The organism is candidate division WOR-3 bacterium (assembly GCA_039802205.1).
Classification (GTDB): Bacteria; Hydrothermota; Tepidihabitantia; order SM23-42; family JAOAFX01; genus JAOAFX01.
The window spans coordinates 1-26,134 of record JBDRWD010000019.1 but is presented as its reverse complement, the minus strand read 5'-3'; the positions used below and the strand labels follow the sequence as shown (position 1 = coordinate 26,134).

Annotated in this window: 25 protein-coding genes and 1 tRNA gene; 17 read left to right on the top strand and 9 right to left on the bottom strand. The window is 41.6% G+C overall.

Annotation, left to right across the window (positions count from 1 at the left end):
• The first annotated feature begins 11 nt into the window (after nt 1–11).
• From ruvX to ABIL39_05700, 13 genes are all read left to right on the top strand, one after another.
• On the top strand, nt 12–428 hold the full coding sequence (gene ruvX / locus ABIL39_05760) for a Holliday junction resolvase RuvX (protein MEO0165624.1): 417 nt from the start codon (nt 12–14) through the stop codon (nt 426–428).
• Nucleotides 429–431: 3 nt separating this feature from the next.
• Nucleotides 432–1,400: an endolytic transglycosylase MltG gene (mltG, locus tag ABIL39_05755; protein MEO0165623.1), complete on the top strand. Its 969-nt coding sequence runs from the start codon at nt 432–434 to the stop codon at nt 1,398–1,400.
• A complete protein-coding gene (locus ABIL39_05750; GenBank protein MEO0165622.1) occupies nt 1,387–3,804 on the top strand; it encodes a hypothetical protein in 2,418 nt (805 codons plus the stop codon). Before mltG ends, ABIL39_05750 begins: the two co-directional genes overlap by 14 nt.
• Nucleotides 3,801–6,068: a hypothetical protein gene (locus ABIL39_05745; GenBank protein ID MEO0165621.1), complete on the top strand. Its 2,268-nt coding sequence runs from the start codon at nt 3,801–3,803 to the stop codon at nt 6,066–6,068. The genes ABIL39_05750 and ABIL39_05745 overlap by 4 nt, the downstream gene beginning before the upstream one ends.
• Nucleotides 6,065–7,456 (top strand): sensor domain-containing diguanylate cyclase, encoded by a 1,392-nt coding sequence (locus tag ABIL39_05740; GenBank protein MEO0165620.1) that lies wholly within the window; start codon nt 6,065–6,067, stop codon nt 7,454–7,456. Before ABIL39_05745 ends, ABIL39_05740 begins: the two co-directional genes overlap by 4 nt.
• A 40-nt stretch (nt 7,457–7,496) precedes the next feature.
• The gene (rpsP, locus tag ABIL39_05735) at nt 7,497–7,736 is read left to right on the top strand and encodes a 30S ribosomal protein S16 (protein MEO0165619.1); all 240 of its coding nucleotides are present in this window, start codon (nt 7,497–7,499) and stop codon (nt 7,734–7,736) included.
• The gene (locus ABIL39_05730) at nt 7,733–7,963 is read left to right on the top strand and encodes a KH domain-containing protein (GenBank protein ID MEO0165618.1); all 231 of its coding nucleotides are present in this window, start codon (nt 7,733–7,735) and stop codon (nt 7,961–7,963) included. Before rpsP ends, ABIL39_05730 begins: the two co-directional genes overlap by 4 nt.
• Before the next feature lie 107 nt (nt 7,964–8,070).
• Nucleotides 8,071–8,796: a tRNA (guanosine(37)-N1)-methyltransferase TrmD gene (gene trmD, locus ABIL39_05725; protein MEO0165617.1), complete on the top strand. Its 726-nt coding sequence runs from the start codon at nt 8,071–8,073 to the stop codon at nt 8,794–8,796.
• Nucleotides 8,780–9,142, top strand: a complete 363-nt coding sequence (rplS, locus tag ABIL39_05720) for a 50S ribosomal protein L19 (protein MEO0165616.1) — start codon at nt 8,780–8,782, stop codon at nt 9,140–9,142. Before trmD ends, rplS begins: the two co-directional genes overlap by 17 nt.
• On the top strand, nt 9,126–9,719 hold the full coding sequence (locus ABIL39_05715) for a ribonuclease HII (GenBank protein ID MEO0165615.1): 594 nt from the start codon (nt 9,126–9,128) through the stop codon (nt 9,717–9,719). Before rplS ends, ABIL39_05715 begins: the two co-directional genes overlap by 17 nt.
• Nucleotides 9,709–10,065 carry a YraN family protein gene (locus tag ABIL39_05710; protein MEO0165614.1) on the top strand — a complete coding sequence of 119 codons (357 nt, stop codon included), beginning with the start codon at nt 9,709–9,711 and terminating at the stop codon, nt 10,063–10,065. Before ABIL39_05715 ends, ABIL39_05710 begins: the two co-directional genes overlap by 11 nt.
• 4 nt (nt 10,066–10,069) lie before the next feature.
• Nucleotides 10,070–10,143: transfer RNA gene (locus ABIL39_05705), tRNA-Arg, on the top strand.
• Nucleotides 10,144–10,203: 60 nt separating this feature from the next.
• Entirely contained in the window at nt 10,204–11,706 is a 1,503-nt protein-coding gene (locus tag ABIL39_05700; GenBank protein ID MEO0165613.1) for a FlgD immunoglobulin-like domain containing protein, read from the top strand.
• Nucleotides 11,707–11,834: 128 nt separating this feature from the next.
• Here the strand turns inward: ABIL39_05700 and ABIL39_05695 are convergent, their stop codons facing one another.
• A complete protein-coding gene (locus ABIL39_05695; GenBank protein ID MEO0165612.1) occupies nt 11,835–12,062 on the bottom strand; it encodes a HEAT repeat domain-containing protein in 228 nt (75 codons plus the stop codon).
• Nucleotides 12,063–12,666: 604 nt separating this feature from the next.
• Between ABIL39_05695 and ABIL39_05690 the strand changes: the two genes are divergently transcribed.
• From ABIL39_05690 to ABIL39_05675, 4 genes are read left to right on the top strand one after another with little or no spacing between them, the layout of a single operon-like run.
• Nucleotides 12,667–13,464 (top strand): DUF4412 domain-containing protein, encoded by a 798-nt coding sequence (locus ABIL39_05690; protein ID MEO0165611.1) that lies wholly within the window; start codon nt 12,667–12,669, stop codon nt 13,462–13,464.
• A gap of 31 nt (nt 13,465–13,495) precedes the next feature.
• Nucleotides 13,496–14,092, top strand: a complete 597-nt coding sequence (locus ABIL39_05685) for an outer membrane beta-barrel protein (GenBank protein ID MEO0165610.1) — start codon at nt 13,496–13,498, stop codon at nt 14,090–14,092.
• Nucleotides 14,093–18,169, top strand: coding sequence for an acyl-CoA dehydratase activase (locus ABIL39_05680; GenBank protein MEO0165609.1), 4,077 nt, complete (start codon nt 14,093–14,095; stop codon nt 18,167–18,169). It begins immediately after the preceding gene.
• 19 nt (nt 18,170–18,188) lie between these two features.
• Complete coding sequence (locus tag ABIL39_05675) at nt 18,189–18,365, top strand: hypothetical protein (GenBank protein MEO0165608.1); 177 nt, start codon at nt 18,189–18,191, stop codon at nt 18,363–18,365.
• A 429-nt stretch (nt 18,366–18,794) separates the two neighbouring features.
• Here ABIL39_05675 and ABIL39_05670 read toward each other — a convergent pair whose 3' ends face one another.
• From ABIL39_05670 to ABIL39_05635, 8 genes are all read right to left on the bottom strand, one after another.
• The gene (locus ABIL39_05670) at nt 18,795–19,346 is read right to left on the bottom strand and encodes a lytic transglycosylase domain-containing protein (protein ID MEO0165607.1); all 552 of its coding nucleotides are present in this window, start codon (nt 19,344–19,346) and stop codon (nt 18,795–18,797) included.
• Nucleotides 19,347–19,640: 294 nt separating this feature from the next.
• On the bottom strand, nt 19,641–20,441 hold the full coding sequence (gene dapF / locus ABIL39_05665) for a diaminopimelate epimerase (protein MEO0165606.1): 801 nt from the start codon (nt 20,439–20,441) through the stop codon (nt 19,641–19,643).
• Nucleotides 20,442–20,453: 12 nt separating this feature from the next.
• The gene (locus tag ABIL39_05660) at nt 20,454–20,981 is read right to left on the bottom strand and encodes a CDP-alcohol phosphatidyltransferase family protein (GenBank protein ID MEO0165605.1); all 528 of its coding nucleotides are present in this window, start codon (nt 20,979–20,981) and stop codon (nt 20,454–20,456) included.
• The gene (gene recN, locus ABIL39_05655) at nt 20,974–22,641 is read right to left on the bottom strand and encodes a DNA repair protein RecN (GenBank protein ID MEO0165604.1); all 1,668 of its coding nucleotides are present in this window, start codon (nt 22,639–22,641) and stop codon (nt 20,974–20,976) included. The genes ABIL39_05660 and recN overlap by 8 nt, the downstream gene beginning before the upstream one ends.
• Complete coding sequence (locus tag ABIL39_05650; protein ID MEO0165603.1) at nt 22,634–23,416, bottom strand: NAD(+)/NADH kinase; 783 nt, start codon at nt 23,414–23,416, stop codon at nt 22,634–22,636. Before ABIL39_05650 ends, recN begins: the two co-directional genes overlap by 8 nt.
• Nucleotides 23,392–24,231 carry a peptide chain release factor N(5)-glutamine methyltransferase gene (gene prmC / locus ABIL39_05645; GenBank protein ID MEO0165602.1) on the bottom strand — a complete coding sequence of 280 codons (840 nt, stop codon included), beginning with the start codon at nt 24,229–24,231 and terminating at the stop codon, nt 23,392–23,394. The genes ABIL39_05650 and prmC overlap by 25 nt, the downstream gene beginning before the upstream one ends.
• Nucleotides 24,203–25,270, bottom strand: coding sequence for a peptide chain release factor 1 (prfA, locus tag ABIL39_05640; GenBank protein MEO0165601.1), 1,068 nt, complete (start codon nt 25,268–25,270; stop codon nt 24,203–24,205). Before prfA ends, prmC begins: the two co-directional genes overlap by 29 nt.
• Before the next feature lie 6 nt (nt 25,271–25,276).
• On the bottom strand, nt 25,277–25,909 hold the full coding sequence (locus ABIL39_05635) for a Crp/Fnr family transcriptional regulator (GenBank protein MEO0165600.1): 633 nt from the start codon (nt 25,907–25,909) through the stop codon (nt 25,277–25,279).
• Nucleotides 25,910–26,134 lie beyond the last annotated feature (225 nt).

The window sequence follows — 26,134 nt, the reverse complement described above, 5'->3', positions numbered from 1 at the left end:
TAATTTTGATGATGAAGATTATGGCGATTGATTATGGGAAAAAACGTGCCGGAATTGCACTCACCGATCCACTTGGAATAATTGCCCAACCTTTGCTTACCATCTCTTATAAATCGGAACGCGAACTCATCCAACGACTTAAGTGTCTCTGCGCGGAAAATAATGTGGGTTTGATTTTGGTCGGTAATCCCCATCGGGCAGATGGGAGTGCGAGTGAAATGTCGGAAGAGGTAAAGCGATTTGCCAGAAAATTGAAAAAGGTTTTGGCGATCGATGTGCAATTCTGGGATGAACGTTATACCAGTAAACTCGCCCAGGGTTTTCTGAAGGAATATGGGATAAAAAGCAAAGATCTGGACCGGATTGCAGCTTCCTTGATGCTGGAAGAGTATCTTCGTTGGAAAGGAAATGTAAATAGCAAATGTTGAGATATGAAAAAATCTTTTTTTATTTTCATTTTCTTTTTAGTCCTTTTTCTCGGCTGGCTCCAGCCTTTTAATTTTAAAGAACAGACGGTTGAAATCCCCAAACATGCATCTGCCCGAGATGTGGCTGCGATCTTGTCCCGCAATCATATTCTCATTAATCCCTATGAATTTCTTTTCTGGCTGAAAGTTCTAAAAAAAGAAAATCGCCTCCGCTCCGGTAAACACCGGTTGTCCGTTTATAAAAATCCCTTGTATGTAATAAACAAACTTACCCGCGGCGGGCAGACGGATATTTTAGTGACCATCCCTGAGGGATTGATTGTGGCGGAAGTCGCGCAGATTTTGTATTCCAAGAATGTGATTTCAAACGAAAGGGATTTTTGTACATTGTGCTACGACCGGAATTTTATAAAAAATCTGGGCTTCAATCTTCCTTCGCTGGAAGGCTATCTATTTCCGGATACTTACTCTTTTGAAGAAAACTCCGAACCAGCAACGGTGATAAAGAAGATGCTGGAGAATTTAAGAATGAAGTTGAAACATATTACTCCTGTACCCATCGAATCCCTCCATAATACAATAATCCTTGCCTCTTTGGTGGAAAAAGAAGCGAAGCACGATGAGGAAAGGCCAATCATCGCCCGGGTTTTTCTTAACCGCCTTAAATTAAATCGTCCGTTGGAATCCTGCGCGACGGTAATCTATGCATTTAAGTTGCTAAATCCTGATACCGTGATTACTTATCTCCGGGAAAAAGACCTGAAAATACCATCCCCCTACAATACCTATCTCAATAATGGACTACCCCCGGGACCGATCTGTTCGCCCGGTATCAATTCCATCAAGGCAGTGCTAAATCCTGCGGATGTGGACTATCTTTATTTCGTGGCACGTGGTGACGGATATCATCATTTTTCTAAGACCTATCGGGAACATCTCCAGGCAATGGAGTATTACAATGCTAAGAAGTGAGTTTGAAGAAGTAGTTATCGCTCAATCACCATATTATGAGAAGTTGAAAAAAACTTATCGGGATCCATTAAATTTCAAACGCTATTTACAGATTTTAAAGAAGATCTCAAATGACCCGATTCTCAACTATTTTGAAAATAAAGAAGGTAAAGAAATCGTCTTTTTGGGGCGAAAGATTTTTGCCCTGCAGGAGGAATTTGTTAGTAATTATTTGGATTTTTTAAATGACGAATCATTGATCGGAAAATGGGACGAGTTTTTTGAACGCTATAGTAATACAATCTTTGAGATCTACAAAAAATTTACCCAGCTTGATCCTTACCGGATTTTTGTCTTTGAAATTGTTAATCGAAAATTGCTCCGGGATACACTCACCCGCGAAACCGCAGCAAGAAGCCTTGAGGAAAAAGCCTACATTGCCGAAAGGGTTGGTATCGTGGTAAACCAACTTTTCAATTATATCCGACGATCACTCACCCGTAATGTCCTGGTCCAGGATAGATTGATATGCGATTCCTATGAATTAATTCCGCTTTTTCCGAGAGGAACAAGGATAGAAATCACCCGAATGATGGCACGCTGGATTTTTAAAAAAGGATTACCTGAACCTTTATTCACTGCCTTGCTTAAAAACTTCCTGAATATCAGCTATACCGAGGGGATGCAGGATATTATTAAAAATATCAAAACTCTCGGCAAGTCTTTGACCCGCGAAAAAATCATTGAATTGTTAAATGCCAATTTCTTCTTCCCGGACGAAGAAAGCACCTTTAAGGTGATCGCTGCTATCCAGAGTACAGCCCAGGGGTTATACGAAGAGGTGCAGAAGAAGAAAGCGTTGCTTGAGAAACAGCTTGAGGAACTGGAGAATAAAGCTATCCAATTAAACACCGAATTGAGTGCTGAATTGGTAAATATCGTCCGCAATTTTTCTACTGAAGAACGTTTGGAGACTGAAATAAAAAAATTGAAACGAAATTTGCTCGCGCTCGGGTATGATATCCGACACCTGCGGATTGAATTGCAGGATTACCAAAAGCAGGAGGTAGAGATTGAGGCTTTGTTAAAATTGAAAACCGCGGATTTTTATAAGTTTATCATGCGTAATGAGTGGGATCCCTATTTACTCTTCGTCATCGGCGAAAAGAAACCTTTAGACGAGGAAACCTTGCAGAATATAGTCAAAGAGGTCAGCAATGAACTGAGAGGCAATAAAGAATATGCTAATCTGCTTAATGAATTACGGTTACCGGGTTTTCTGAAAGAGCGGTATAATACTGCCGAGCTCATGAGACGTTTTGATACTGTAATCAAAGAATTGTTTGTTCCCTTTTTGAAAACATTGCTCATCGAGGAATTGGTAGATTATTATCCCCGGGTGACCGGCACCACCTCTGATGAGAATGTCCGCTATCTTGCCGAGGAGGCTTTAAAAGGCAATATTACATTGGTGGAGAAGGAGATAAAGACCGCCCCCCGGGTTGAAACAAAACCCGAATTGAGTGTGAATCGGTATCGGAATTTAATTTCAGTGCTCACCTATGACATTCGTGGTTCAACATTTATGGGGACCAAGTTGCAGAATGCCGAAAAGGAGAATGAGATAAGAAATCTTTTCCAGGAGACGATGCTGGGGGTAGTGGAAAAATTTGGAGGTTTGCCAATAAAGGATACCGGTGACGGCGGTATCATCCTTTTCGCTCACAACACTTTTGAGATCAGAAACCAAAAAACAAGAATTCCCCAGCCAGGCAGTGTCATCAATGCGGTGCGCTGTGGATTAGAGATGGTGAAAGAGTCAATAAATTTTGTCCAGGAGAATATTGAGCATTACAAGGATTGGTTTAAAGAAGCAGAAGACCGCAAAATTGATTTTGAAGGTATTACCTATGCTACCCTGCCCCCAGCATACCAGTCGATATTCCAGATCGGGGTAGGGATCGCCTCAGGTGAGTACCCAAAAGAAGTATACCTTGACCGGAATGCCTTCGGAGAACTTGATCTCACTGGAATGTTGGTCCGGGAATCCAACTTTTATTCGAAAATCAAAAGTCGAGAAAAATCGACGGTGATCTGTGATGATGCTACGGTTTTTAATCTGCTTTTAAATGTTGATAAATTTTCTTTTTTAAGTGATAGTGGTGTGAAACTGACTGCAGAGACAAGCGATATCGAGCAAGAACTGGAATACTGGATAAATCAGAGAATTTCGCGCCGCGGCTTCATTGTTGATTTTTACCGGATTTTTATTTCCAAAATCGGGGAAGAGATATATCATCCCGGAAATTTGCGGATTCTCCTTGGAGTTTATGATATTGCAATAGACGAGACTGGTGAGATAAAGGATGGAAAAGGGGGAAGGGGTAAATTTCTTTTTGAACTATCTTACGAGGGACCGAAATGAATATCAATATCGTCGGTTTGCATAACTATCTGGAAGAAGAGAGTGAATATTTAAAAGCCCTTAAAGAAAGATACATTGATAAAACCCGCTTTCAACGATTGATCCAAAATATTAAAGAAGGGCTTACCCTACTGGAGTTCCCAAACGAGATAATAAAGCTATTTGAGAATTTGGATTTGTTCTACCTCTGGCTTGGTGGTTCCATCAATCTTTATAAAGGTTATGAATGGGCACTCTATATAGCCCATAAAAAGACTAATATCCCGATACCTGTGGGATTGACAGAGAAGTGTCCAGCCGGGCTCATTTCATTAATAGATAAAAATAAACCCTATCGGGTTCTTTATGATTTCGTTCCGGAACTGAAAGAGTATTCTTTGTCCTGCGATATCTTCTTGATAATCCACAAATCCTTTTTGAATACTCGTTTGGAGTCCTTGCTCCCGAATTTTTTATCAGACTTAGAGCGAATGAAATTTAAGACCTTCAGCGAAGCCCTGGAGAAAATACCAAAAGTTTATCTTGATTATCTATCGGAACCTTCCCTCCAGAAAGTTTTTAAGAAAATCTGGGCAATGCTTCAGCGGGACCGGGAAAGGATTCTTGAAGAATTAAAGAGCATTGAACTCTATGAGGAGCGATTGAAAGAGCAGATTATGGTACTCAATTCCGAAACCCATGCTGGATTGAAAGATATCCTTGAGAATCAGGTTAGCAAGGGTGTGGATTTTAATATCATAACCCAGAAGACTTCCAACCTTTTCTCACGGATGATAAGATTGTTTCTGGGTAACATCTCCCATCTGGAGGATTATGAAATAAGAAAACGCGAATTGCAAAAGTCATTATATGAGGAAGAAACAGTCAAAGCCCTGATTGAACAGCGGACTTTGGATAAGAAGAAATCGCTGGAGGAGATATTTGATGAATATATCTTTGCGCAAAAGTTTGGTCCCCTGACTCCGCAGGAAGAGAAAATTTTTGCCCGGAATGTGATCGCCCATTTTGAAGAACTTCACCGCCAGAAGAGCAGGGATTTACCGTTGCTGGCAAGATTTGAGAAAAAGGGTTTGCTGGGGGTGGAACTGGATATCAATGCTGTCAAGGATACCTACTTTCTTTTCATGAAAAAAGAACTCATTCCGGTTTACATCAGCAATTGTTTGTATGAAATTGTTAATGTCTTGCCACCACCGGAGAAAGAATCAAAGAAGGTAGTCAAGGATATTGCCAACCTTACTTACTTTCTGCTGGAAGGGAAGGAGATTTTAATCCCACGCAAAGCCAATGATGCAATTCCGGAAGTCGTAAAAAATTATTTTGAGCAGTATCGCAAAACGATTACGGTGCTGGTTTATGATATCCGTGGTTCATCTTATATGGGCATAAAATTGCATAATGCATTAAAAGAGCAGCGGATAAAGTACAAATTTGCCAAAGAGATGGCGGGAGTGGGTCGGGCATACGGTGGATTTCTTTTGAAAGATACCGGTGATGGTGGTATCATATGGTTTGCAGAGAATTCCGATAGCCTTTACAACCATCTTTACACCGAATCCACTACCGGTAAAGGGATCAACCTGCGCTATTCGATATTTTCGGGTACCGAACTGGAATTGATCCCGGCGTTAGATGCTGCAAAGAGGGCAATTCTATGTGCCCGGGAGATGGTGCTCAAGGCTGAGGAGTTTATCAAAGCCAATTTTGTGCATTATCGTGACTGGTTTGCGACAGTGGCGGAGCGGACGATGGAGATAGATGGGGTTACCTATGCCTTATTGCCTCCGGAGTTTAAAAGTCTCTTTCGCATCGGAATCGGTATCGCATCTGGTTTACCAGAAAAGGATGTGGTTCTTTCGGCAAACTCCTACGGTGATCCGGACCTTGTGGGACCGATCCTCGCTGATGCCCACCTTTATTCCATGGAACGCCAGCCCGGCCGTTCTGTGATCATCATCGATTTACCGACTTTTACCAACTTCATGCTCAATACCGAATGTTTTGAGTTTCCTATTGAAGAGTCATCTTTTGAGAAATATTTACGCATCCTTAACGATGTGCGCAAGTTGCCCCATGGTTACCGTTATCCTGAACTGAAGATATCCATCGTCCCCCGAGGTGTCCATATTCTGGAAGAACTGGACAAGAAAAAGGCATTGACCGAATTAAAATCGGGCAATTTTATTTTAGATGAAAACGGAATAATCTATAACGAGGATAAGTTGAAATCTAAACCAATCTATGAGATAATTCCCTTGCAATGAAAATTTTAGTGTATCAACCAGAACTTGGGGATAAAGAAAAAATTTTAGCATGCCTGAAAAAACTCCAGTTTGATGTAGCATGCGTGAAGAATGCGGCGGCAATAATGTCGTTAGTAAAAAAAGAACAAGTAGATATCCTCGTCGTTCCCGCGCATGCCCGGAAGGTGATAAAGACTCTCGACAGGATAAATGCAAACATTCCAATCATTTTGACTTTGTCCCAAAAAGATAGCCTCCGCTATGAAAATATTGTAGTTCCAGATACGATTGGTATAATGAGACCACCTTATTCTTTTAGTACTTTTAAAAAATTGATTGCCAAGGCTGTTGTGCGCCGCAAACAATATCTTTCTAACATCAAGACCCTCGAATCCCTCAAAAAGAAAATCAAGGAGATGGAAACCTTAAATGAAATCGTCCGGGCAATCAACTCATCGCTCGAACCCAAAGAGATCCTGAAGATAATCATGGAGAAGACGGCCGATTTTATCAAAGCCGAGGGCTGGTCAATTTTGCTCATTGATAAAGCACGCCAGGAACTGGTTTTTGAGGCTGCTGCTGGGGCTGCGGGTGAAAAATTGATCGGGATGAGGTTGAAGATTAATCAGGGTGTCGCGGGCTGGGTTGCCCGAACAGGCAGATCATTAATTGTAGAGGATGTGACCAAAGATTCACGATTTTATGATGGCATCGATAAGCAGACTAAATTTACCACCAAATCCATCCTCTGCGTCCCGATGAAAAGCCGGGATGAGATAATTGGGGTGGTGGAAGTGATTAACAAAATTGGGGGTGAACCTTTCACGAAGGATGACCTCGCAATATTTGAGAATCTTGTTCAGCATGTGACCATTGCCCTGCGCAATGCCCAGATGTATCGGAAGATGGAAGAGACCACCATTACTGATGACCTCACAAAGTTATACAACACTCGTTACTGCAACCAGGTGCTCGATGAATTGATCAAACAGCGCCTGAAAACCAAGGCGAAGATTTCTTTGATTTTCTTTGATGTTGATTTCTTTAAACTCGTTGATGATAATTATGGACATCTGGTGGGAAGTGAAACTTTAAGACTCATTGGGGAAAGGGCAAAGAGTGTGATTCGGGAACGGGATATTGCAGTTCGGTACGGCGGAGATGAATATATCATTATTCTTCCGGATGCCGACAAGCCCACCGCTGCGATCATTGCCGAACGGATTAGAAAGGCGATTGAAGAAAAACCATTTCCGGCGCAGGAGGGAAAATATTTCAATATCACCGTCACCCTGGGGGTTGCCACTTTTCCTGAAGATGCCCTGACCCGGGATGAATTGATTGGCAAGGCAGATAAGGCAATGTACGAAGGAAAACTTTCTGGTCGGAATAAGGTGGTGGTGGTTTAATATGGTATTGACATTTTTAGGGATTTCCATATAATATACTATGGTTAAGATTCGGTTAACGCGCATGGGTAGGCACAATTCTCCTTTTTACCGAATTGTGGCTATAGATTCCCGAAAGGCAAGAGATGGTGAATACATAGAGAACCTTGGTTATTACGATCCCAGAACCAAAAATCTGCAATTAAAACGGGATCGCGTTGAGTACTGGTTAGCTAAGGGAGCTAAGCCTACCGATACGGTGGCTAAGTTAATTTCTAAAGCAAAAGGAGGTTCATCATGAAAGAGCTTATAGAATATATTGTTAAAGGGCTTGTGGATAATCCCGATAAAGTCAGCATCAAAGAGGTTGCTGGCGAAAAAAGCATAATATATGAACTTAGAGTCGGCGAAGGTGATCTTGGCAAGGTTATCGGTAAAGAAGGGAGAACGGCGAAGGCAATTCGCACAATCATCACCGCCGCTGCCATGAAACAGGGAAAACGCGCGGTATTAGAGATCATCGAATAATGAATCTTTGCCACTCTTGCCTTTTTAATCGGAAGGGGTGCTCGGGGAGACCGAAATCTCCCTGATACCCCTTCTTTTTGTAAATCAAATACCCAACGGCTTCTAACATGGAATTCCAGATCATCTCGGTCCTACCCGAATATTTTAAAGGTCCGCTGAATTGCGGGACATTGCGGATTGCTCAGGAAAAAGGGTTGATCAAGATAAAGATTGTCAATCCCCGGGATTTTACTACTGATGGAGTTGTGGACGATTACCAATTTGGCGGCGGCGCCGGAATGGTGTTAAAACTGGAACCGCTGTTAAAGGCGATAGATTCAATCAGAACCGAAAAATCTTTTATCATTTATTTCACTCCTACCGGTAGGTTGCTAACCCAAGATTATGTTAAAACCTTGGTGGAAAAAGAAAATTTCATTTTTATCTGTGGGCGTTATAAGGGGATTGACGAACGATTGGGCAGGCTGATACCCGGTGAAGAAATATCCATCGGTGATTATATTTTATCCGGCGGGGAAGCAGCAGCCCTTGTACTCATGGAGGCGATTACCCGGCTCCTGCCCGGAGTTTTAAGCCATATTGATTCGGCAAAAGAAGATTCTTTACAGAATGGACTTTTAGCCGCTCCGGTCTATACCCGTCCGGCAAATTTTAAACATCTGGCGGTTCCTGAGACATTGCTGAGCGGGAATCATCAGGCAATCGCCCGTTGGCGGCGTAAGAAGGCTATTGAGTTGACGCTGCAAAAAAGGCCGGAATTGCTCGGGGAAGTGATATTTTCCAAGGATGATCTTGATATATTACTGGAGGTGTTAAATGACGAAAAAATATGATATTAGACCTGGGGATTTGGTAAAGGTTTATGTAAAGGTTGTAGAAGGTGATAAAACTCGAATTTCGCCTTTCCAGGGAGTGGTGATACAAATAAAAGGGAGTGGGGAGAGCAAGACCTTTGTGGTCCGGAAGGTCTCCGCCGGCGTTGGGGTGGAAAGGATATTTCCTTTGTATTCACCGATGATTGCCGATATTGAGATTAAGCGTCGGGGCAAAGTGCGCCGCGCACGGCTTACTTATTTGCGCAATAAAAAGGTGAAAAAATTAAAGACCCAGGCTGTTGTCACACCATCTCCGGAAGCGGGGGTAACAGCCGAAGAGAAGAAAGTTGAATCCGAGGGTTGATAAAAAATTTTGGGAAGATTTTGAGTTGGTGGCAGGCTGTGATGAAGCCGGCAGGGGACCACTTGCAGGGCCAGTGGTTGCCGCGGCGGTAATTCTACCAAAATTTTTTTTCCATCCGGAGATCGATGATTCCAAAAAACTCACACCCCAAAAAAGAGAAAAACTTTTTTATTTGATTCAGAGATCGGCAGTCAGTTTTGCTTTCGGCATCGTGCCGCCGGAAATAATTGATGAAATAAACATCCTGCAGGCAACAAAATTGGCAATGCGGGAGGCGATAAATGGATTGCGACCCCAACCAGAAGTGGTTTTGATCGATGCCTTAGAATTAGAAGGACTGGAGATAGCCCAATATTCTATTATCCGGGGTGATCGTTTGAGTATCAGCATTGCTGCGGCTTCGATTCTGGCAAAGGTAAAACGGGATATGATAATGCTGGAATATCATCGACAGTACCCTTGGTATGGATTTGACAAAAATAAAGGTTATCCCACCTCTTACCATCGGCAATGTCTCCGAAAATATGGACCCTCGCCCATTCACCGCAAGAGTTTTAGATTATCCGATGCTAAATAAAATCCAATTAGGCAAAAAGGGTGAAGAACTCGCCCGGTCTTTTTTAAACAAAAGAGGTTTCAATATCGTGGATCACAATTTTCGCTGTCGTTATGGAGAGATCGATCTGGTTTTAAGAAAAGATAAATCCTACCACTTTGTGGAAGTGAAATACCGGCGCACCCTGGAATATGGGTTGCCTCAGGAATCGGTCAATAAGAGAAAACAGAAAAAGATCCAGAATGTTGCCCTTTTGTGGTTGAAGAAAAGGCACCTGCCTATGGATAGCGAAATCCACTTTGATGTCTTAGCAATAAGTCAGAGTATCCAGGGCATTGAATACGAATATATTGAAGATGCATTTTAAATCGGCGCCTGTAGCTCAAGAGGATAGAGCGGCGGGCTTCGAACCCGCAGGCTGGGGGTTCAATTCCCCCCAGGCGCGTTTTAGCACCATCATTGACAATCTTCTTATATTGACTAAAATTTCATAGTGGAGGTTTCCATGAAAAGGCGAGAATTTCTAAAGATACTTTTGGGGAGCACCGCAGGTGCACTTTTCAACCGGACATTCAGCAAATCCCTCTTATCTGCCCTAACCACATCCCGCTATTTACCACCACCGCAGATTAACAATTTCTCTGCTGAGATTGTATTGAACAGCCGTCGCTCCTATCATAGCGGCTATACCAGCACCCTCTCGGACCAGATACTTGCTAATATTTTGTGGGCCGCTTCGCGCGCTCCATTGATTGGTACCGATAGAATTATTTATGTTGCCCGCAGCGACAATGTCTATCGCTATGACCCTAGTATTCATGATCTCATCCTTCATTTGTCCGGTAATCACAAATCCGAAGCGAATGCAGCTTTTGAAGTCGGAATCGCCAGTGATATTCCTGAAGATGCAGGCACCGCCATTCAATATGCACTCCTTGCTTCTATTTCTTTCTGGAACACCAATACCAATCAACCCGCCAGTTGCCCAAAAGAGAGTGCAACAACCAATGCAAATAGTACCTGGAATCCAGCCCTAACTGTTCAGATGGTCAATGTTTATGGATTGATGAGTTCGGTAAGTGGAATAACTTCAGAATGCGTCGCCCATTCTTCAAATGGTTCTTTACCTGACCCGAATACCAATGGCACGGTGATACTTGAAAATGCCTTGGCAAATCTGAAGTATGGAAATCTATTTAGTGATACCGAGCTGAATCTTAATCAATTATCCCAGCTTGCCTGGGCATCGTATGGCAACACACCGCATATGACATCTAATAATCGTGCAGGTATTACGGTTCCGTCTGCTGTAGCAAATTATTATCTCACAGGCAGGATATATATTGTTCGCTCGGTGGGTGTTGAAAGATACCATATCCGACTCCCTTCAGGAAGTGCAAGTTCTCGTGACCATCGGATTGAAAGGGTAACGGATGGTGATAGAAGACCCCAGCTTAGAAGTGCAATTCCACGATTACCTCAGACCGCGCCAAATTATTTTGTCTATTGTGCTACGACTGCGAGTAGATATCAATTACTTGAAGCGGGTTTTGCCGGGGCGAGTGCTCTTTTACAGGCAACATGTATAAATCTACAGGGTTATTTTACTGCAAACTTCTCTTCAAGTGAGCGGACTGCTATCATAAATGCCCTTGGCATACCGACGACCGATCTGCCATTATTTATATTTTCTGCAGGGCAGGAGTATGTGGGGATAAAGGAGCAGGAATCAAAAACTCAAGGAATTCTTTCGTTAAATCCGAATCCCTTTCGTGATAAAGTTAAAATCCATTATCAATTGAATAATAGCTCAAGGGTGAATATTGCAATTTATGATACATCAGGTAATCTTGTAAAAAATCTGCATAATGATTTTCAGCCTGCTGGTAAATATACAATCTTCTGGGATGGAAAAAATCAAAGCGGTAAAAAGATTCCCAGCGGGGTTTATTTTATAATATTGAATGCGGGAGAAAAAATCTATAAAGAAAAACTGACGAAGATATAAAATAGTTTTATTTTACTATTCCCATTATAATCCTTTGTGAGCGCTTCGGTATGTATAAAATCCTATTATGTTAATAATTCTTAAGAAGTGTGATGAAGAAGGATTTGATTAAATTGGATACCTTTTCCTCAACCTATTTTCTTTAATGCCTCTTCGGCATACCTTCGCACATCACTATCTTCATCTTTAAGTGCTGCAATTAGCGGTTCTACGGCACGGTTATCGCCTATTTTGCCCAATGCCTCTGCGGCATACCTTCGCACATAACTATCTTCATCTTTAAGATCTGCAATGAATCTTTCTGAGGCATCATAGATTGAATCATATTCTTCAAATATTTCTATGTAATCATGCATAACCTACCTCCTCTTTCTCTAAGTTATTTCTTTTGAAGGGAAAAAGAATTCGGTGGGATGATTTCAATAAAGTTTGATCGTGTCCCCATTTTCACAGAAATTGATACCTCCCTTACGTAACCGTTGCCAATTATATCTATTTATACAACCCTGTCAATAGTATTTACAAAAAGGTAAAGAGCCCTGTATTCATAGTTGAAAACACACTCTATGAACGTTCTGTGTAAGGGGGATGCGGGGTCAAATCTTTGCATTACACATTAACAAGTAGCAGAAGCAGTCGTTGATTTTCAATCTTCAATCTTCAGGGTAGGTGATAAATTTTTTCACATTTTGTAAAAATGGAATAGGTTTTTATTGTCAAAACGCGAATTCATTAAAAATGATGCGATAATGTATTATAATCAATTATTGCTCCAGAGTTTGCTATTATATATCTATTCCATAATTTCAGAATTATGGAATAATTGAATGTTAGAATATAATATTTATAAAATGAGGGGAGTCAAATTTCAGAGGTCACCGCAAGCGGACGAGTAATGGGTTTGAATATCCCTTGATTTTTTGATAATTATGAGTAAAATTAGACAAGAAGGAGGTTGAATTGAAGAAGGCTTTTTGCCTTGTCTTAATTGCTTTATTTACATTTCCATTAATCCTTTTTGCGGGTGTGGAATGGGAGGCACAGACAATAACGAAAACAAAAGATAAAGAATCAAAGATTATTATAAAGGGTTATGCCCAGAAAGGCAATGTGCGCGAGGAATTTGTTGAGGTTTCAGAAAAGGAAAATCCCCTCATGAAGGGAGGAATGTACTGGCTTTATCTGTCCGATAAAAATGAGATATATATTGTTGACCCCGAGAATAAAGAATATTATGTAATGAATATAGATTCCGTTTCCGGGCTTATGAGCGCTGTTAATAGGTTTGTCAAATTTACTATTTCCAATCCGAAGATTGAAATGCAGGAACTTGGAACAGAGAATATTTTGGGTGTTGATTGTAAACATTTTAAAATTAATCTTTCCTATGATATGGAAACGAAGATAATGGTTATGAAGGTGAAGACACACAATGAAGAATCAAGGGAATTGTGGACGACAACAAATCACCTTGAAGATATTTCGTTGAATTTCACTAAAAAATCTATATCTACAGGGATCGCCGATCTTGATTCATTGATTCGCAAGGAAAAAGATTTGTTTGCTAATCTGGGATTTGTATTGAAATCGTTCGTTGCTTCAAAGACATTTGATGCAAAAGGGAAAATTGTTTCAGAAACGACTACCGAAACAGTGATAGAAAAATTGGCAGAAAAAAATTTGAGCGAAGAACTTTTTAAGATTCCTTCAGATTATAAAAAGATTGAGTTCAAAGTGAACTTAGAAAATGAAGAATAATCAGATAAAAAAAATTAAAAGTGGAGGCAATATGAAGAAATTATTGATTTTAATCTTATTGCCGATAATTTTTGTTTTCGCACAGAATGAATTACCCCTAAAGACATTCTTTGGGCTTCAGACCGGAATCAATCATTCAAATTTTGACCCGGATGATGGTGCAGGAAATTATTCAGGATTGGGATTTCAAATAGGGCTTGGTATGGGAATGGAATTCTCACAACTATTTGGCATCCAGATAACACCAATGTTCAAGACGACCGCCTTTGATAGAACCGTATTAAATATTGAGATGGGTGCTGATTACAACAATTTTTATCTTCCCATTGTATTCCAGTTGAAAGCAGGAATGCTACCGGTTGCCCCATATCTTGGTCTGGGTTTTGCAGGGAATTTTCAACTTGGTGGAACCGCGTATATTGGTTCTATAAAAAACAGTATAGATGACCTTGAGAATGATTTTTTGTTTCTCTTTTCATTCGGCACAGATTTTAAACTGGTAAAGGCAAAGATTACTCCTGAGTTTTCTTTTAATTATAATCTTACTGCCGATGACCCGGATACCCAGAATCGTTCTGAAAACAATTACGATTTTCATTTCTCATTAGGGATTTTTTATACTCCATAAATGCATGAGTATGGCATAGATGTCGGTTCGGTGAGTATCAAGATTGCCCATTTTTACCAGGGCAATCTAATAAAGACCGACTATTTAATCCATCACGGCCGACCCTATAACCTTTTGTTTGATATCCTTAAAGAGATAAAAGAAGACGCCCGGATTGTCTTCACTGGCAGCATTCCCCGGTCAGTAGCAGAAAACCTCGGGATTGTACGGGTGAACGAGGTAGAGGCAATTGTGAAGGGGTTGAGATATTTAGGAGTGGAGTTTAAATCGGTGATAGAAATCGGTGGAATCAATTCCAAATTCATCACTATTAATGATGGCTCATTTGATTTTTCGGCTAATCCTCTTTGTGCGGCTGGTGCTGGTATCTTTTTAGACCAGCAGGCACAGCGTCTTTCCATCCCGGTAGAAGAATTCGGTACCTATGCGACTGCTGCCAAAAGACCAGCAAGGATTGCGGGCCGTTGTTCGGTCTTTGCCAAGAGTGATATGATTCATCTACAGCAGATTGGGACACCGGTTGAAGATTTGATTGCCGGGCTCTGTTATGCCCTGGCACGGAATTTCAAGAGTGCCATTGTACGGGGGAAAAGGATCATCCCTCCTGTGGCATTCATCGGGGGTGTGGCAGCGAATAAAGGCATTTTTAAAGCGCTGTGCGCAGTGCTGCATCTTCGAGAATCAGATTTAATCATTCCAAAACATTATCAGGCGATTGCGGCGATCGGGGCGGTGTATGCGGCGCGAGGATTTACCAGCACCTCTAAATTAACCGAGCTTGAGAATCTAAAAAAGTGGCTTGATCAACCTCCCACGATAAATCGGTTGCCACCTCTTGATGGACGAAAAGACTGGCGGCCTTCCATTATCGTTCATCCACCTTCGACGAAGACCGAGGCTTATTTGGGGATTGATGTCGGTTCTATCTCCACGAACCTGGTGTTAATAGATAAATCCGGCCGGGTTCTCGCCCGCAAATATCTGTGGACGAAAGGTCGACCGATTGATACCGTGCTTAAAGGATTAGCGGAACTTAAGGAAGAGATTGGTGCTAAGGTGGAGATAATTGGTGCAGGGACCACTGGCTCGGGCCGGTATCTCATCGGCACTCTCATCGGTGCTGACATAATCAAAAACGAAATCTCTGCCCAGGCCCGGGCAGCAATTGAGATTATACCAGAAGTGGATACCATATTTGAAATTGGCGGACAGGATTCAAAGTATATAAGCATTGAAAATAAGACGATTGTGGATTTCGAGATGAATAAGGTCTGTGCTGCTGGTACCGGGTCATTTCTTGAAGAACAAGCCCAAATTTTGGGTGTGCAGATTGAAGAATTCGGTGACCGGGCCCTGGAGGCAAAATCGCCGATCAATCTCGGCGAACGCTGCACGGTGTTTATAGGTTCTGAGGTATTCCACTATCAGAACAATCTCGCGGAAAGAGAGAATCTCCTGGCCGGGCTCGGCTATTCCACTGTCTTTAACTACCTCAACCGGGTCGTGGGAAACAAGAAGATTGGTGAGCATATTGTCTTTCAAGGTGGGGTTGCTGCTAACAAAGCTGTGGTGTCGGCGTTTGAAGAAGTATTAAAGAGAAAAATCATTGTTCCACCCAATCACGATGTCACCGGTGCGATTGGCATTGCTTTAATTGTGCGCGATTCTGAAATCAAAAAGACTCGTTTCAAAGGTTTTGATTTAGTAAAGAGATCCTACCAGACTGAGACCTTTGTTTGCCGTCACTGCAGCAATGAATGTGAAGTGAACCGGATTAAACTGGAAGGTGAAAAACCGCTATTTTATGGGGGAAGATGCGAACGGTATGAAGAGCGGGAACGAATGGCTACAGGTGAAGTATTCGATCTTTACAAAATGCGTAATGACTTATTCTTTAAAACTGAAAACGGGGAAGGGATTCCTATTGGCCTGCCCCGGGGGCTCGCTATTTATGAACTCTTTCCATTTTTCTATAAACTTCTCCGGGAACTCGGTTTTAAACCGATCCTCTCGGAAGTGACCAATCGGCAGACCGTTGAGGCAGGCACTGCCCGGGCGGTTGCTGACACTTGCTTCCCGGTCAAGGTCTGCCTTGGTCATATTGAGGAGTTGCTCAAAAAGGGAATAAAGAAAATTTTTGTGCCCAGCATTATCACCATGAAACCAAATAATAAATGTTTTACCCGAAGTTTTGTTTGTCCTTATGTTCAATCATTCCCTTATCAGGCGCGGGCAATCTTTGGTAAGGAAGTTGAGATATATGCACCCGTCATCTATTTTGACCGAGATTTTTCCGCACTCCAAGCCGGGTTGGTCGGATTTGCAAAAAAATTTGGGAAGAGTAAAAAACAGGTTACCTTGGCAATCAAAAAGGCACTTGATTACCACACGCAAGTACAAAGAGAGATAACAAAAAAGGCCAAGGAGATTTTAAATGGATACCACGGCACCATTTTTCTAATCTGTTCTCGTCCGTATAACGGTTACGATGAGGGTTTAAATCTTCAATTGATCCAGAAGATTCGCAATCTTGGTGTGCTACCTGTTCCTCTTGATTTTGTGGAATTGGATTACCAATTTTTAAAAGAGGACTTCTTTAATATGTACTGGCATTATGGTCAGAAGATTTTGAGTGCCGCCAAAGTGATTGCAGAAAAAGAGCATGTTTATCCTGTCTATCTTTCCAACTTCGCCTGTGGTCCGGATTCATTTTTGATTAATTTTTTAAAGGAGAAGATAGATAAAAAACCGATGCTTGTGCTGGAACTGGACGAACATTCTGGAGATGCTGGTTTCATCACCCGTCTTGAGGCGTTCGTAGATAGTATCAAAGGAATCATCCCGCGGACCGTGCCTCAGAAGATAAATGTTAAAAGTTCTTTAAAAAAAGAGAAAAAAATTTATATCCCGGATATGTGCGACGGCGCCCGAGTGCTCTGCAGTGCCATGCGATTTGCCGGAATTGATGCCGAGGTAATGACACCTCCGGATGAAGAATCAATAATGCTCGGTCGACGGTTCACTAGCGGTCGGGAATGCCTGCCCGCAATAATTACTGCTGGGGATATGTTGAAAAAGATAAAAACCCCAGACTTTCAGCCTGATAACGCTTCATTCTTTATGGCCCAAGGTTCTGGCCCCTGTCGCTTCGGACAATATTACAAACTCCATCGAATTATTCTTGATAAATTGGGATTGAAAGATGTTCCTATCTATGCACCGAATCAGGGACCGAGCCTTTTTGATGATTTGGGACCAATGGGGTTAAAATTCCTCTTTTTAACCTGGGATGGCATTTGTGCAGTTGATGCCCTTGAGGCTAAGGTGCGTCAAATAAGACCTTATGAACTGGAAAAAGGATTAAGCGATAAACTTTATTCAGAGTTTTTGGGTGCAATCTGTGCGCGGATAGAAAAGGGAAGAAGTATTATCCCGGTTTTAAAAGAAGCCCGGCGTCTTTTGGAGGGGATCGAGATAGAAGATGTGCGGAAGCCACGCATCGGTATCGTTGGCGAGATTTACATTCGTTCGCAAAAATTTAGCAATCAATTCTTAGAAAAAAAGCTGGAAGCAATGGGTTGCGAGGTAAGTCTGCCTTCAATTGCCGAATGGTTTTTCTACACCAATTTTACCCGAATTCGGAATTGTTGGTGGTTTAAACAATACCGACGGGCATTATTTACTGCCATTTTCCAACAATATATGGTTCGGCGGCAGCGCTATATCTATCATCTTCTGGGGCTTGCTCCAGAACCACCAATTAAAAAGTTACTGCGCCAGGCTGAAAAATATCTTCATCCTTCTTTTGAGGGAGAGGCAATCTTGAGCATCGGCAAGACCATAGACTATATCCGGGAAAATTTTTCTGGCGTAATAAATGTTATGCCTTTTACCTGCATGCCGGGTAATATTGTGACTACAATTTATAAAGCGATCAAAGATGATTATCCTGAGGTGCCGTTATTATGTTTATCATTTGATGGTATCGCCAATGTACTCGATGAAATCCGACTGGAAACCTTTGTTCAGCAGGCAAAGAGTTTTTATTTATCAAATAACAGGAGAGGTTCAAAATAATTAATTTGAGGAGGTCTTTATGAATGAAGAACGCAGGGTTGAATACTTTCTATGCCCTTTCTCTGATTCAGGCAAGCCGCGATTATGTCCCGCAAAACATGTGAACGCCGGCTGGAAATGTCCCCTGGAAAGGGCAGGAGAATGTTCCATATGGCGGATAATTGAGATGCTGGAGAAGGCGAAGGTAGGATTTTGAAAATTTTCGGCTTATGCCTGAGATTGTGGTGAAAAATAGGAAGGGCATTTAATAGATCACATAATAGAAAAAAACTAAAAAGATATCAAGAAATTACATTCAAATCCCCCTGTCCTTAGGTTGATGCAAAGATTTACTACAATTGGTTAATGTTTATGAGTTGAAAGAGTGCTCAATAATTATTAATTGGTTGAATTATCATCTCACGGATAATTTTTGGAGATGAATAGCAAAAGTTGGATAAGGAGCGGCTTATGGTCATCGTAATTTTTCAACCGGCGTTTAAGGATTTTGCCCTACACCTTGGGAGGGGTTAATATCAATATGATGAATCTGTATTCTGGTGTTGGGCCTTGGAGTTATATGGATCTGCTATTTTCTACACAAAATGGTGAAGAGCCAATAATTTTGAGAGAAGCTAATATTTGGTCATTTAGGACGGTTGGTTAAAAGCGGAACTCCGGTTTCAGTCATAACGAAATAAATTGGCTTAGGAGAGTATCCTCCATACCGGGAGATGATATAATCAACATAAGCAATTGTTTCAGGTATCGGAGGAATGCGGTTGAGTTTTTTTACCAGACTTGGTCCCGCATGGTAGGCGGCAAGAGTGAGTTCTAGATTTCCTTCAAACATATCAAACAAGATTCTCAGAAATTTAATACCTCCTTCAATATTCTGAATGGGATCAAAGGGATTTTTTACACCCAACCGTCGGGCAGTCTCCGGCATCAACTGCATCAGACCCAGAGCACCGCTCCGGGAAACAGCGCGGGGATTAAACTGTGATTCTTTTTCAATTATCAACTTGACCAAATATGGATCAATATTATAAACCCGGGAAAAGTGGTTGATGTAGAAGTCATAATCGTCTGATGATGTTGTGCTACAATCTTCATTTTTCGGGATATTGGTAATAAAAATGTTATCAGATTGATTATAAACATTTAACTGGCTAAAGATAATCACCCAAAAGAACATATTAAATTTTATGCAGAAATGTCAGGCTGTCAATATTTTTGTTAATTAAGCCCACATTTTTATAGAAGTTTTAATTTGGTTTAATAAAAATATGGATAGAAGTTTAAGGCGACCTGCAGTGCGAAAATCCCCTAATCCCCCATGTAAATTTTTAATCTTTTGCACGTTTAAATTGCCACCAAAATAAAAGAGGAATGGACTATTCAATGGGTAGGACTCAGGTTGGACTGAATCCTGAGGTAAAGGCCGATCGGGCAGCGCATTTTTCCAATAAGGCACGAAAATACGGTCATGTCAAATATAATATGTCCCATCATATACGAAATTTGCTGGTCCTTCAAGGTATAATTTTTCTTTTAGAGTCACCGTCAGTTCTCCACCTCGCGTCATCACTTTTACGGGTGATTCGGTAAGAAATAATTTAATGGCAATGTATGCCGCAGCGGCAACACCGCTCCCACAAGAAAGGGTTTCGTCCTCAATACCACGTTCATAGGTGCGCACAAAGAGTGTTTTTTTGTCCATTTTTACAAAGTCTACATTGGTACCTTCTGGTTGAAATTCTTTATGATTCCGAATCGCCCGGCCAAGTTCAGGAATATTCAATCCTTCATATGAATCCACAAATAATATGGTATGGGGCACACCGAGTTTTAAATAGGAAAGTTTATATTTCTTTCGGGCAATTGTTAAATTGAAATTGAGTTTTATGTCGGTGGGGGGAAGCACTTCAATACTGATCTTGTCGGGTTGATAAGCGAATCCAACTGGACCTGCAGAGGTTAAAAACTTACCTTTATCCTCAAGGATACCTAAACGCTGGGCAAATTTTACTGCACACCTTGCACCATTCAGACAGGTGGCTGCTTCGGTTCCATCACGATTAAAATAACGCATGCTGAAAAAGTAACCTTTGAAGTTCTCAATCAGAATCAAACCATCGCCACCAATGCCATAATGGCGGTCAAGCATTTTGACAATCGTCTCTTTCATTGTATTTTGATTCACTACCCCGGTAAATTGTTCTTCCCGGTTGTCAATCACCACAAAGTCATTCCCGGTGCCTTCCATTTTTGTAAAAAAGATTGGTTTCATTGATTTTCCTCCTTAATTTGTTTGGCGCAAAGTTATAAAAAATCTCTGACAGTAGGTGATAAATGCCCCAAGCATGAAGGGGATGGAGATATAAAGGGCTGCCATTCCCACGGCTTTGAATTCAAGTGTAAAGGCAAGAATCATCACACCGAAAAGAAATCCGGTAATTCGACCTAGAATATTTGATTTATAGACTTTTCGTTTGGATCGGAGGAGGATGTAACTACCAACGATGATTAAAATATCACGCAAAGCAATCATGATGACCGCCCAAATGGGAACCGCATTTATGAGTAGGAGGGTTAAAAGAATTACAACAAGCGAGATTTTATCACAGAGTGGATCGAGTACTCTTCCTAATTCGCTTTCCTGATGAAATTTGCGCGCAATATAACCGTCAATCACATCCGAAAGGAGCGCGATAAGCATGATTACAAAGGCTGTGATGCGGTCCTTTCTGATCAAAAAATATATCATCACCGGCAAGAGAAAAAAGCGAAAGAGAGTGATGAGATTAGAGATGGTGAGTTTCCTATCCACCCTTCCTCCGTCTTTGGAGTATTTCCTCGGCGTGTTCGATTGTCTTTTTTGTTATTTCTTTTCCCCCGAGCATTCGAGCGATCTCCATTTTGCGCGTCTCTTCATCAAGTTTGGAGACCTTGACCTGAGTGGTGTCTTTTTTGATTTCCTTTTGAACGAGGATATGATTATCCGCAAATATTGAAATTTGCGGAAGGTGGGTAACACAGATTACCTGATGTGTCTGACTCAGATTGGAAAGCAATTCGCCTACTGCTTCAGCAACTCGACCGCCGATACCAACATCCACCTCATCAAAGATAATAATGGGAATACGATCGGCCTCCGAGAGTAGGGTCTTCAAGCTGAGGGTAATCCGAGAGATTTCACCGCCAGAACCGACTTTATTTAAAGGCTTTAAATCTTCTCCGGGATTGGTTGAAATATAAAATTCCACTTCATCAATACCATCTTCACCGAAAGGTTTTGGTGTGAATTTCACCTGGAAGCGAGCCTTTTCCATGCCCAAGCGGAAGAGAATTTTGACGATCTCCTTCTCCAGGGTGCGTGCTCCGTCTTTCCTCTTTTTTGATAATGCCTGTGCAAGTTCTGTTAACTCACGGGTAAGCGATTGCAGATTTTCTCTTAATTTTTCAAGCTCCACATCCACCTTCTCCAGTTTACTTATTTCCTCCCGTGCGGTATACAAATACTCAAGTATCCCTTTTAAATCACGACGGTACTTCTTTTTCAGTCGATCGATGAGATCAAGCCGGGACATCACCTCTTCAAACCGTTCTCGGGAAAAATCAATGTGGTCTCGGTAATGGATGAGCTGCCGGTAAACTTCCTCCATATTATTTAGAATATTCTCAATGATTGTGGGAAGTTCCTTTATTTTTGGTCTTGGGTCTAAATTTGAGAGTTCATCAAGATATTTTTTCACCACCGCCAGAATTTCGTAAGCAGAAGACTCGCCTTCGTAAAGTTTGGGGATTACTACGTCAACCAAACTTGCCCTTTTTTCACCCGTTTGTAAAAGGTTTTTTTCTTCGATCAGGATTTCTTCCTCATCCAATTTCAAATCGGCTTTTTCCAGTTCCTCAATCTCAAATCTTAGCTGGGCTAATTTTTCCTCTTTTTCCAATTGAACCCTTTCCATTTCTTTTAATTCGTTTTGACAATTTTTGTGGGCAGTAAAGACCCTTTGATATTGAGCGAGTAGATCATCCGTGTGGGCAAAACGGTCCAAGAGTTTCAGGTGATAATGGGGTTGAAAGAGAAATTGGTTTTCATGCTGTCCGACCAGGTCGACCAAAAACAGTGTGATTTCCCTAAGTCGGGTTAGACTCACTAATTGGTCATTGATATAGGCATATTGTCTTTTGCCTCTTTCCACACGGCGGCGGATGATGATTTCTTCTTCCAGAGGAAGATTATACTTTTTTAGCAATTCCTGGACATCCGCGGTGGTTTCAAAGACACCTGTAATCTCAGCATAATCTTTGCCCGTCCTGATTGATATTTCGTCTAACTTTTCTCCGCACAGGGCGGCGATTGCTTCCACGATCATCGATTTGCCCGCGCCGGTCTCCCCGGTGATCACAGTAAGGCCGGGTTCAAAATTCAATGCCAGTTCTTCCATCAGGGCGAAATTTTTTACCCTCAAGAACTTAAGCATGCTCCCGACCGCCCCATTTTAACTTTTCTTTTAAAGTCTTAAAAAATGTGGAATTCAAGGGTTTTATCAATTTTACATAAAAAGGTGCCCGGAAGAACTTTATTTTTTGTCCCGCTTTTAAAACTTTACTCCGCTGTCCATCGGCAACGAGAATAGCGTTTCCCTTTTTGCCCACTTCCAATTCAATAATCGAGTGAGCCGGTAAAACAATGGGGCGGACGGATAGGGTATGGGGGGCGATAGGAGTGATGATGATTCCTTCTGAGGTAGGTAAGAGGATTGGACCGCCAGTGGCAAGGGAGTAGGCAGTGGAGCCGGTGGGTGTGGAGATTATTATACCATCGGCGATGAAACGGCCAATATATTCACCATCAATCCGTGCGGAAAGTTCTATAACTCGTCCGGGCACGTTGGTGCAAACGGTGATGTCATTCAAGGCGTAAAAGGCTTCTTTGCCCAATTTCGCGCTTACCATCATCCGGTTTTCAATTCGGTAGCGATTTTTTTTGATTGCTTCCAAAATCATAGAAAACTGAGAAAATTTGACATCGGTGAGAAATCCTAAACCCCCCAGATTGATGCCCAGGATAGGAATATTTTTGGAGGCGGATTCGGATACCGCAGAGAGGAGGGTTCCATCACCACCCAGGGCAATGATGAAATCCGGGCGGTGACCGATTTTAAATCCCTTTTTATAAAGTATCTGACGGGCAAGCGCTAAGTTCTTTCGGGCGTTGGGCTTCTTCTTGTTTATAAATAACTTGGCACTTTGCATTTATTGAACTCTCCAATGAATAAGTAACGGATTTTATTGAATAAATCCTTAGCAAAAAAGTAAGGGAGATTTTTGTTCTGGAGGATTTGAGATAATTCATCGGTTTGTTCTTCATCAATTTCAAGGGCAATGTTGGGGTGATTCCGAGAGTAAGTCGTTGCTTCATCGATCAGTTTTTTAATAAATCGAGTTCCACCTTTACCTCCATCAATTGCCCTGCGGGGTTCAAAATCACGGACACTTTTGGGCAGATCTTTTATCCGTTCCCGCGGTACATAGGGCGGGTTACAAACGATTAAATCAAAAATTCTGGATTTGAATGGAGAGAAAAAGTCAGCCCGAAGTAGGTTTATTCGTTCCTCCAAATGGAAGTGCAGAATGTTTTCCCGGGCATTTTGGACAGCGAGTTCACAGATATCAGTGGCGACTATTTGGGCATCTGGAAATGATTCTGTCAGAGCAATCGCAATCGCTCCACATCCAGTTCCTATCTCACAAATTTTTAAGGGTTTAAATTTAATTAGTTTCCTGATCAACTCTACAAAGTACTCAGTTTCCAAGCGGGGAATAAAGACCCCGGGATACAATTTGAGTCTGTAATTTAAAAATTGAACCTGTTTGGTCAGATATTCAATGGGAACACCATTTTTGAGGAGGGTGAACTTTAATCTCAGGTGCCGCTCCAGCTCCGGACTACATTCGTTTTGTAAATAGAGAGCAAACCTGGGCTTTTGAAGCAATGCGGAGGCAAGCAACTCTGTCTCATCAATGCTTAATGCGAAGTCATTACTTAGTTTCTTTATTATTTCTTTCATATCTTTTGAGGGCCTCAATCAATTCGTCAAGTTCACCATCAAGAATATTCTGGAGATTGTAAAGGTTCAAGCCGATACGGTGGTCGGTGACGCGATTCTGAGGAAAGTTATAGGTGCGGATTTTTTCACTCCGTTCTCCGGTGCCAATCTGGCGGCGGCGTTGATTTTCAATTTCTCGGAATTTTTTTTCGGCCTCCATCGCATGGAGACGGGCACGAAGAATTTTCATTGCCTTTTCTCGGTTTTGATACTGAGAGCGTTCATCCTGACAGGTTACAGTTAATCCCGTGGGAATGTGGGTTATCCGTACCGCAGAGGAGACCTTATTCACGTTCTGTCCACCATGACCCCCGGCCCGAAAAGTTTCCAGCTTTAAATCATCAGGTTTGATCTCAATCTGCGATTCTTCAATCTCCGGCAGCACCGCCACAGTGATGGTGGAAGTATGTATGCGGCCACTGGATTCCGTCACCGGAACCCTTTGAACCCGATGGACACCACTTTCAAAGCGGAATGTTCCATAGGCATTCTCCCCGGAGACCAAAAATATGATTTCTTTGAATCCCCCCAGGTCACTGGGATGAGAGGAAAGGACTTCATATTTCATCTTTTTCTTTTCGATATATTTTGTATACATCCGGAAAACATCGGCTGCAAATAGCGTTGCTTCCTGACCGCCCGCACCAGCTCGGATTTCAATGATACAGTTTTTCTGGTATTCTTCATAAAGTGGATTCAAAAAATTATCTATCTCTTGTGTTACAGTTTCCAGACGGTTTTTAAGATCAGCCAGTTCCGCTTCGGCAAGGTCTCTTAGTTCAGGATTGTCACTTTTCAATAGTTCTTCAATCTCTTTAATCTCACTTGAGATTTTTTCGTATTCTTCATACTTCTGTAGCAATTGTTGAATTTTTTTATACTGCTTAGAAATATTAGCATATTCCTTGGGATTCTTTAATAATTCCTGAGAACTGAGTAGTTCCTGTAGCTTTTTTAATTCGGCTTCTTTCTCTTTCCGATCGATCAAAACCGATACCATAAGAATTTACACCCTTTCGAATTTCTCCTTAAGGGCGATATAGCGGAGATAATCGTCAAGGTCTTCTATCGCTTTGATAATGAGAGTATTGTTTTTCAAAGAAACCAATTTAACCTGACAGAGTTTATCTACATAATCTTTTACTTTATCTAACTCAATACCGGTGGTTACCGCCATGCTTTCAAAGGAGAAAGGTGTAATTTCAATTCCTTCCGATGTGCTCTTCCCCAGTTCCTTGGCTTTGGTGATGATATAGGCAACCACCCGTCGCTCTTCGCTCTTTATTGTCAACAATTTAATCTGTTCATCCGCATTGCGCAACCTTTTGGTTAAGGTTTCTAAGATATATTCAATCAAAGGATTTTCCCGAATCTTTGCCCGGAAGGTTTCTTTATCAATGATGAGCAAGGAAGTCTTGGTAATGGCCGTGGCTGTTGCCGAACGGGGTGAGCCATCAATGATCGCCATCTCTCCAAAGAAATCACCTTCTTTTAGCACCGCCAGCACGCGTTCATCCGGACCTTTCCCTTTGGTAATCTTTATCTGTCCTTCTTTGATCAGGTACATCACATCACCTTTATCGCCTTCATTAAAAAGGACTTCACCTGGATTCAAAGTTTTTTCCATCCCTTCAACCATTCAAACCTCCTTTTTAATTCTGAAACGCCCCAATAATGTTACTACCCATATATTAACTATTATACCATAGTTACGAATAAAGTCAATGCCTGAGTTATCTGAGTACTCCTCACTTTTTCCTCCCCCTTTGATGGGGGAGGATTAAGGTGGGGGTGATAAAAATGGATTTGTCTCTTGATTCTTTTTCAATTTGTTTTAAAATCATGGCGGAGGCCATGATGAAAA

What these genes read in the sequence shown, in the direction of transcription:
- ruvX (MEO0165624.1), top strand. Translation starts at nt 12, where the DNA reads ATGAAGATTATGGCGATTGATTATGGGAAAAAACGTGCCGGAATTGCA.
- mltG (MEO0165623.1), top strand. Translation starts at nt 432, where the DNA reads ATGAAAAAATCTTTTTTTATTTTCATTTTCTTTTTAGTCCTTTTTCTC.
- ABIL39_05750 (MEO0165622.1), top strand. Translation starts at nt 1,387, where the DNA reads ATGCTAAGAAGTGAGTTTGAAGAAGTAGTTATCGCTCAATCACCATAT.
- ABIL39_05745 (MEO0165621.1), top strand. Translation starts at nt 3,801, where the DNA reads ATGAATATCAATATCGTCGGTTTGCATAACTATCTGGAAGAAGAGAGT.
- ABIL39_05740 (MEO0165620.1), top strand. Translation starts at nt 6,065, where the DNA reads ATGAAAATTTTAGTGTATCAACCAGAACTTGGGGATAAAGAAAAAATT.
- rpsP (MEO0165619.1), top strand. Translation starts at nt 7,497, where the DNA reads ATGGTTAAGATTCGGTTAACGCGCATGGGTAGGCACAATTCTCCTTTT.
- ABIL39_05730 (MEO0165618.1), top strand. Translation starts at nt 7,733, where the DNA reads ATGAAAGAGCTTATAGAATATATTGTTAAAGGGCTTGTGGATAATCCC.
- trmD (MEO0165617.1), top strand. Translation starts at nt 8,071, where the DNA reads ATGGAATTCCAGATCATCTCGGTCCTACCCGAATATTTTAAAGGTCCG.
- rplS (MEO0165616.1), top strand. Translation starts at nt 8,780, where the DNA reads ATGACGAAAAAATATGATATTAGACCTGGGGATTTGGTAAAGGTTTAT.
- ABIL39_05710 (MEO0165614.1), top strand. Translation starts at nt 9,709, where the DNA reads ATGCTAAATAAAATCCAATTAGGCAAAAAGGGTGAAGAACTCGCCCGG.
- ABIL39_05700 (MEO0165613.1), top strand. Translation starts at nt 10,204, where the DNA reads ATGAAAAGGCGAGAATTTCTAAAGATACTTTTGGGGAGCACCGCAGGT.
- ABIL39_05695 (MEO0165612.1), bottom strand. Translation starts at nt 12,062, where the DNA reads ATGCATGATTACATAGAAATATTTGAAGAATATGATTCAATCTATGAT.
- ABIL39_05685 (MEO0165610.1), top strand. Translation starts at nt 13,496, where the DNA reads ATGAAGAAATTATTGATTTTAATCTTATTGCCGATAATTTTTGTTTTC.
- ABIL39_05680 (MEO0165609.1), top strand. Translation starts at nt 14,093, where the DNA reads ATGCATGAGTATGGCATAGATGTCGGTTCGGTGAGTATCAAGATTGCC.
- ABIL39_05675 (MEO0165608.1), top strand. Translation starts at nt 18,189, where the DNA reads ATGAATGAAGAACGCAGGGTTGAATACTTTCTATGCCCTTTCTCTGAT.
- ABIL39_05670 (MEO0165607.1), bottom strand. Translation starts at nt 19,346, where the DNA reads ATGTTCTTTTGGGTGATTATCTTTAGCCAGTTAAATGTTTATAATCAA.
- dapF (MEO0165606.1), bottom strand. Translation starts at nt 20,441, where the DNA reads ATGAAACCAATCTTTTTTACAAAAATGGAAGGCACCGGGAATGACTTT.
- recN (MEO0165604.1), bottom strand. Translation starts at nt 22,641, where the DNA reads ATGCTTAAGTTCTTGAGGGTAAAAAATTTCGCCCTGATGGAAGAACTG.
- ABIL39_05650 (MEO0165603.1), bottom strand. Translation starts at nt 23,416, where the DNA reads ATGCAAAGTGCCAAGTTATTTATAAACAAGAAGAAGCCCAACGCCCGA.
- prmC (MEO0165602.1), bottom strand. Translation starts at nt 24,231, where the DNA reads ATGAAAGAAATAATAAAGAAACTAAGTAATGACTTCGCATTAAGCATT.
- prfA (MEO0165601.1), bottom strand. Translation starts at nt 25,270, where the DNA reads ATGGTATCGGTTTTGATCGATCGGAAAGAGAAAGAAGCCGAATTAAAA.
- ABIL39_05635 (MEO0165600.1), bottom strand. Translation starts at nt 25,909, where the DNA reads ATGGTTGAAGGGATGGAAAAAACTTTGAATCCAGGTGAAGTCCTTTTT.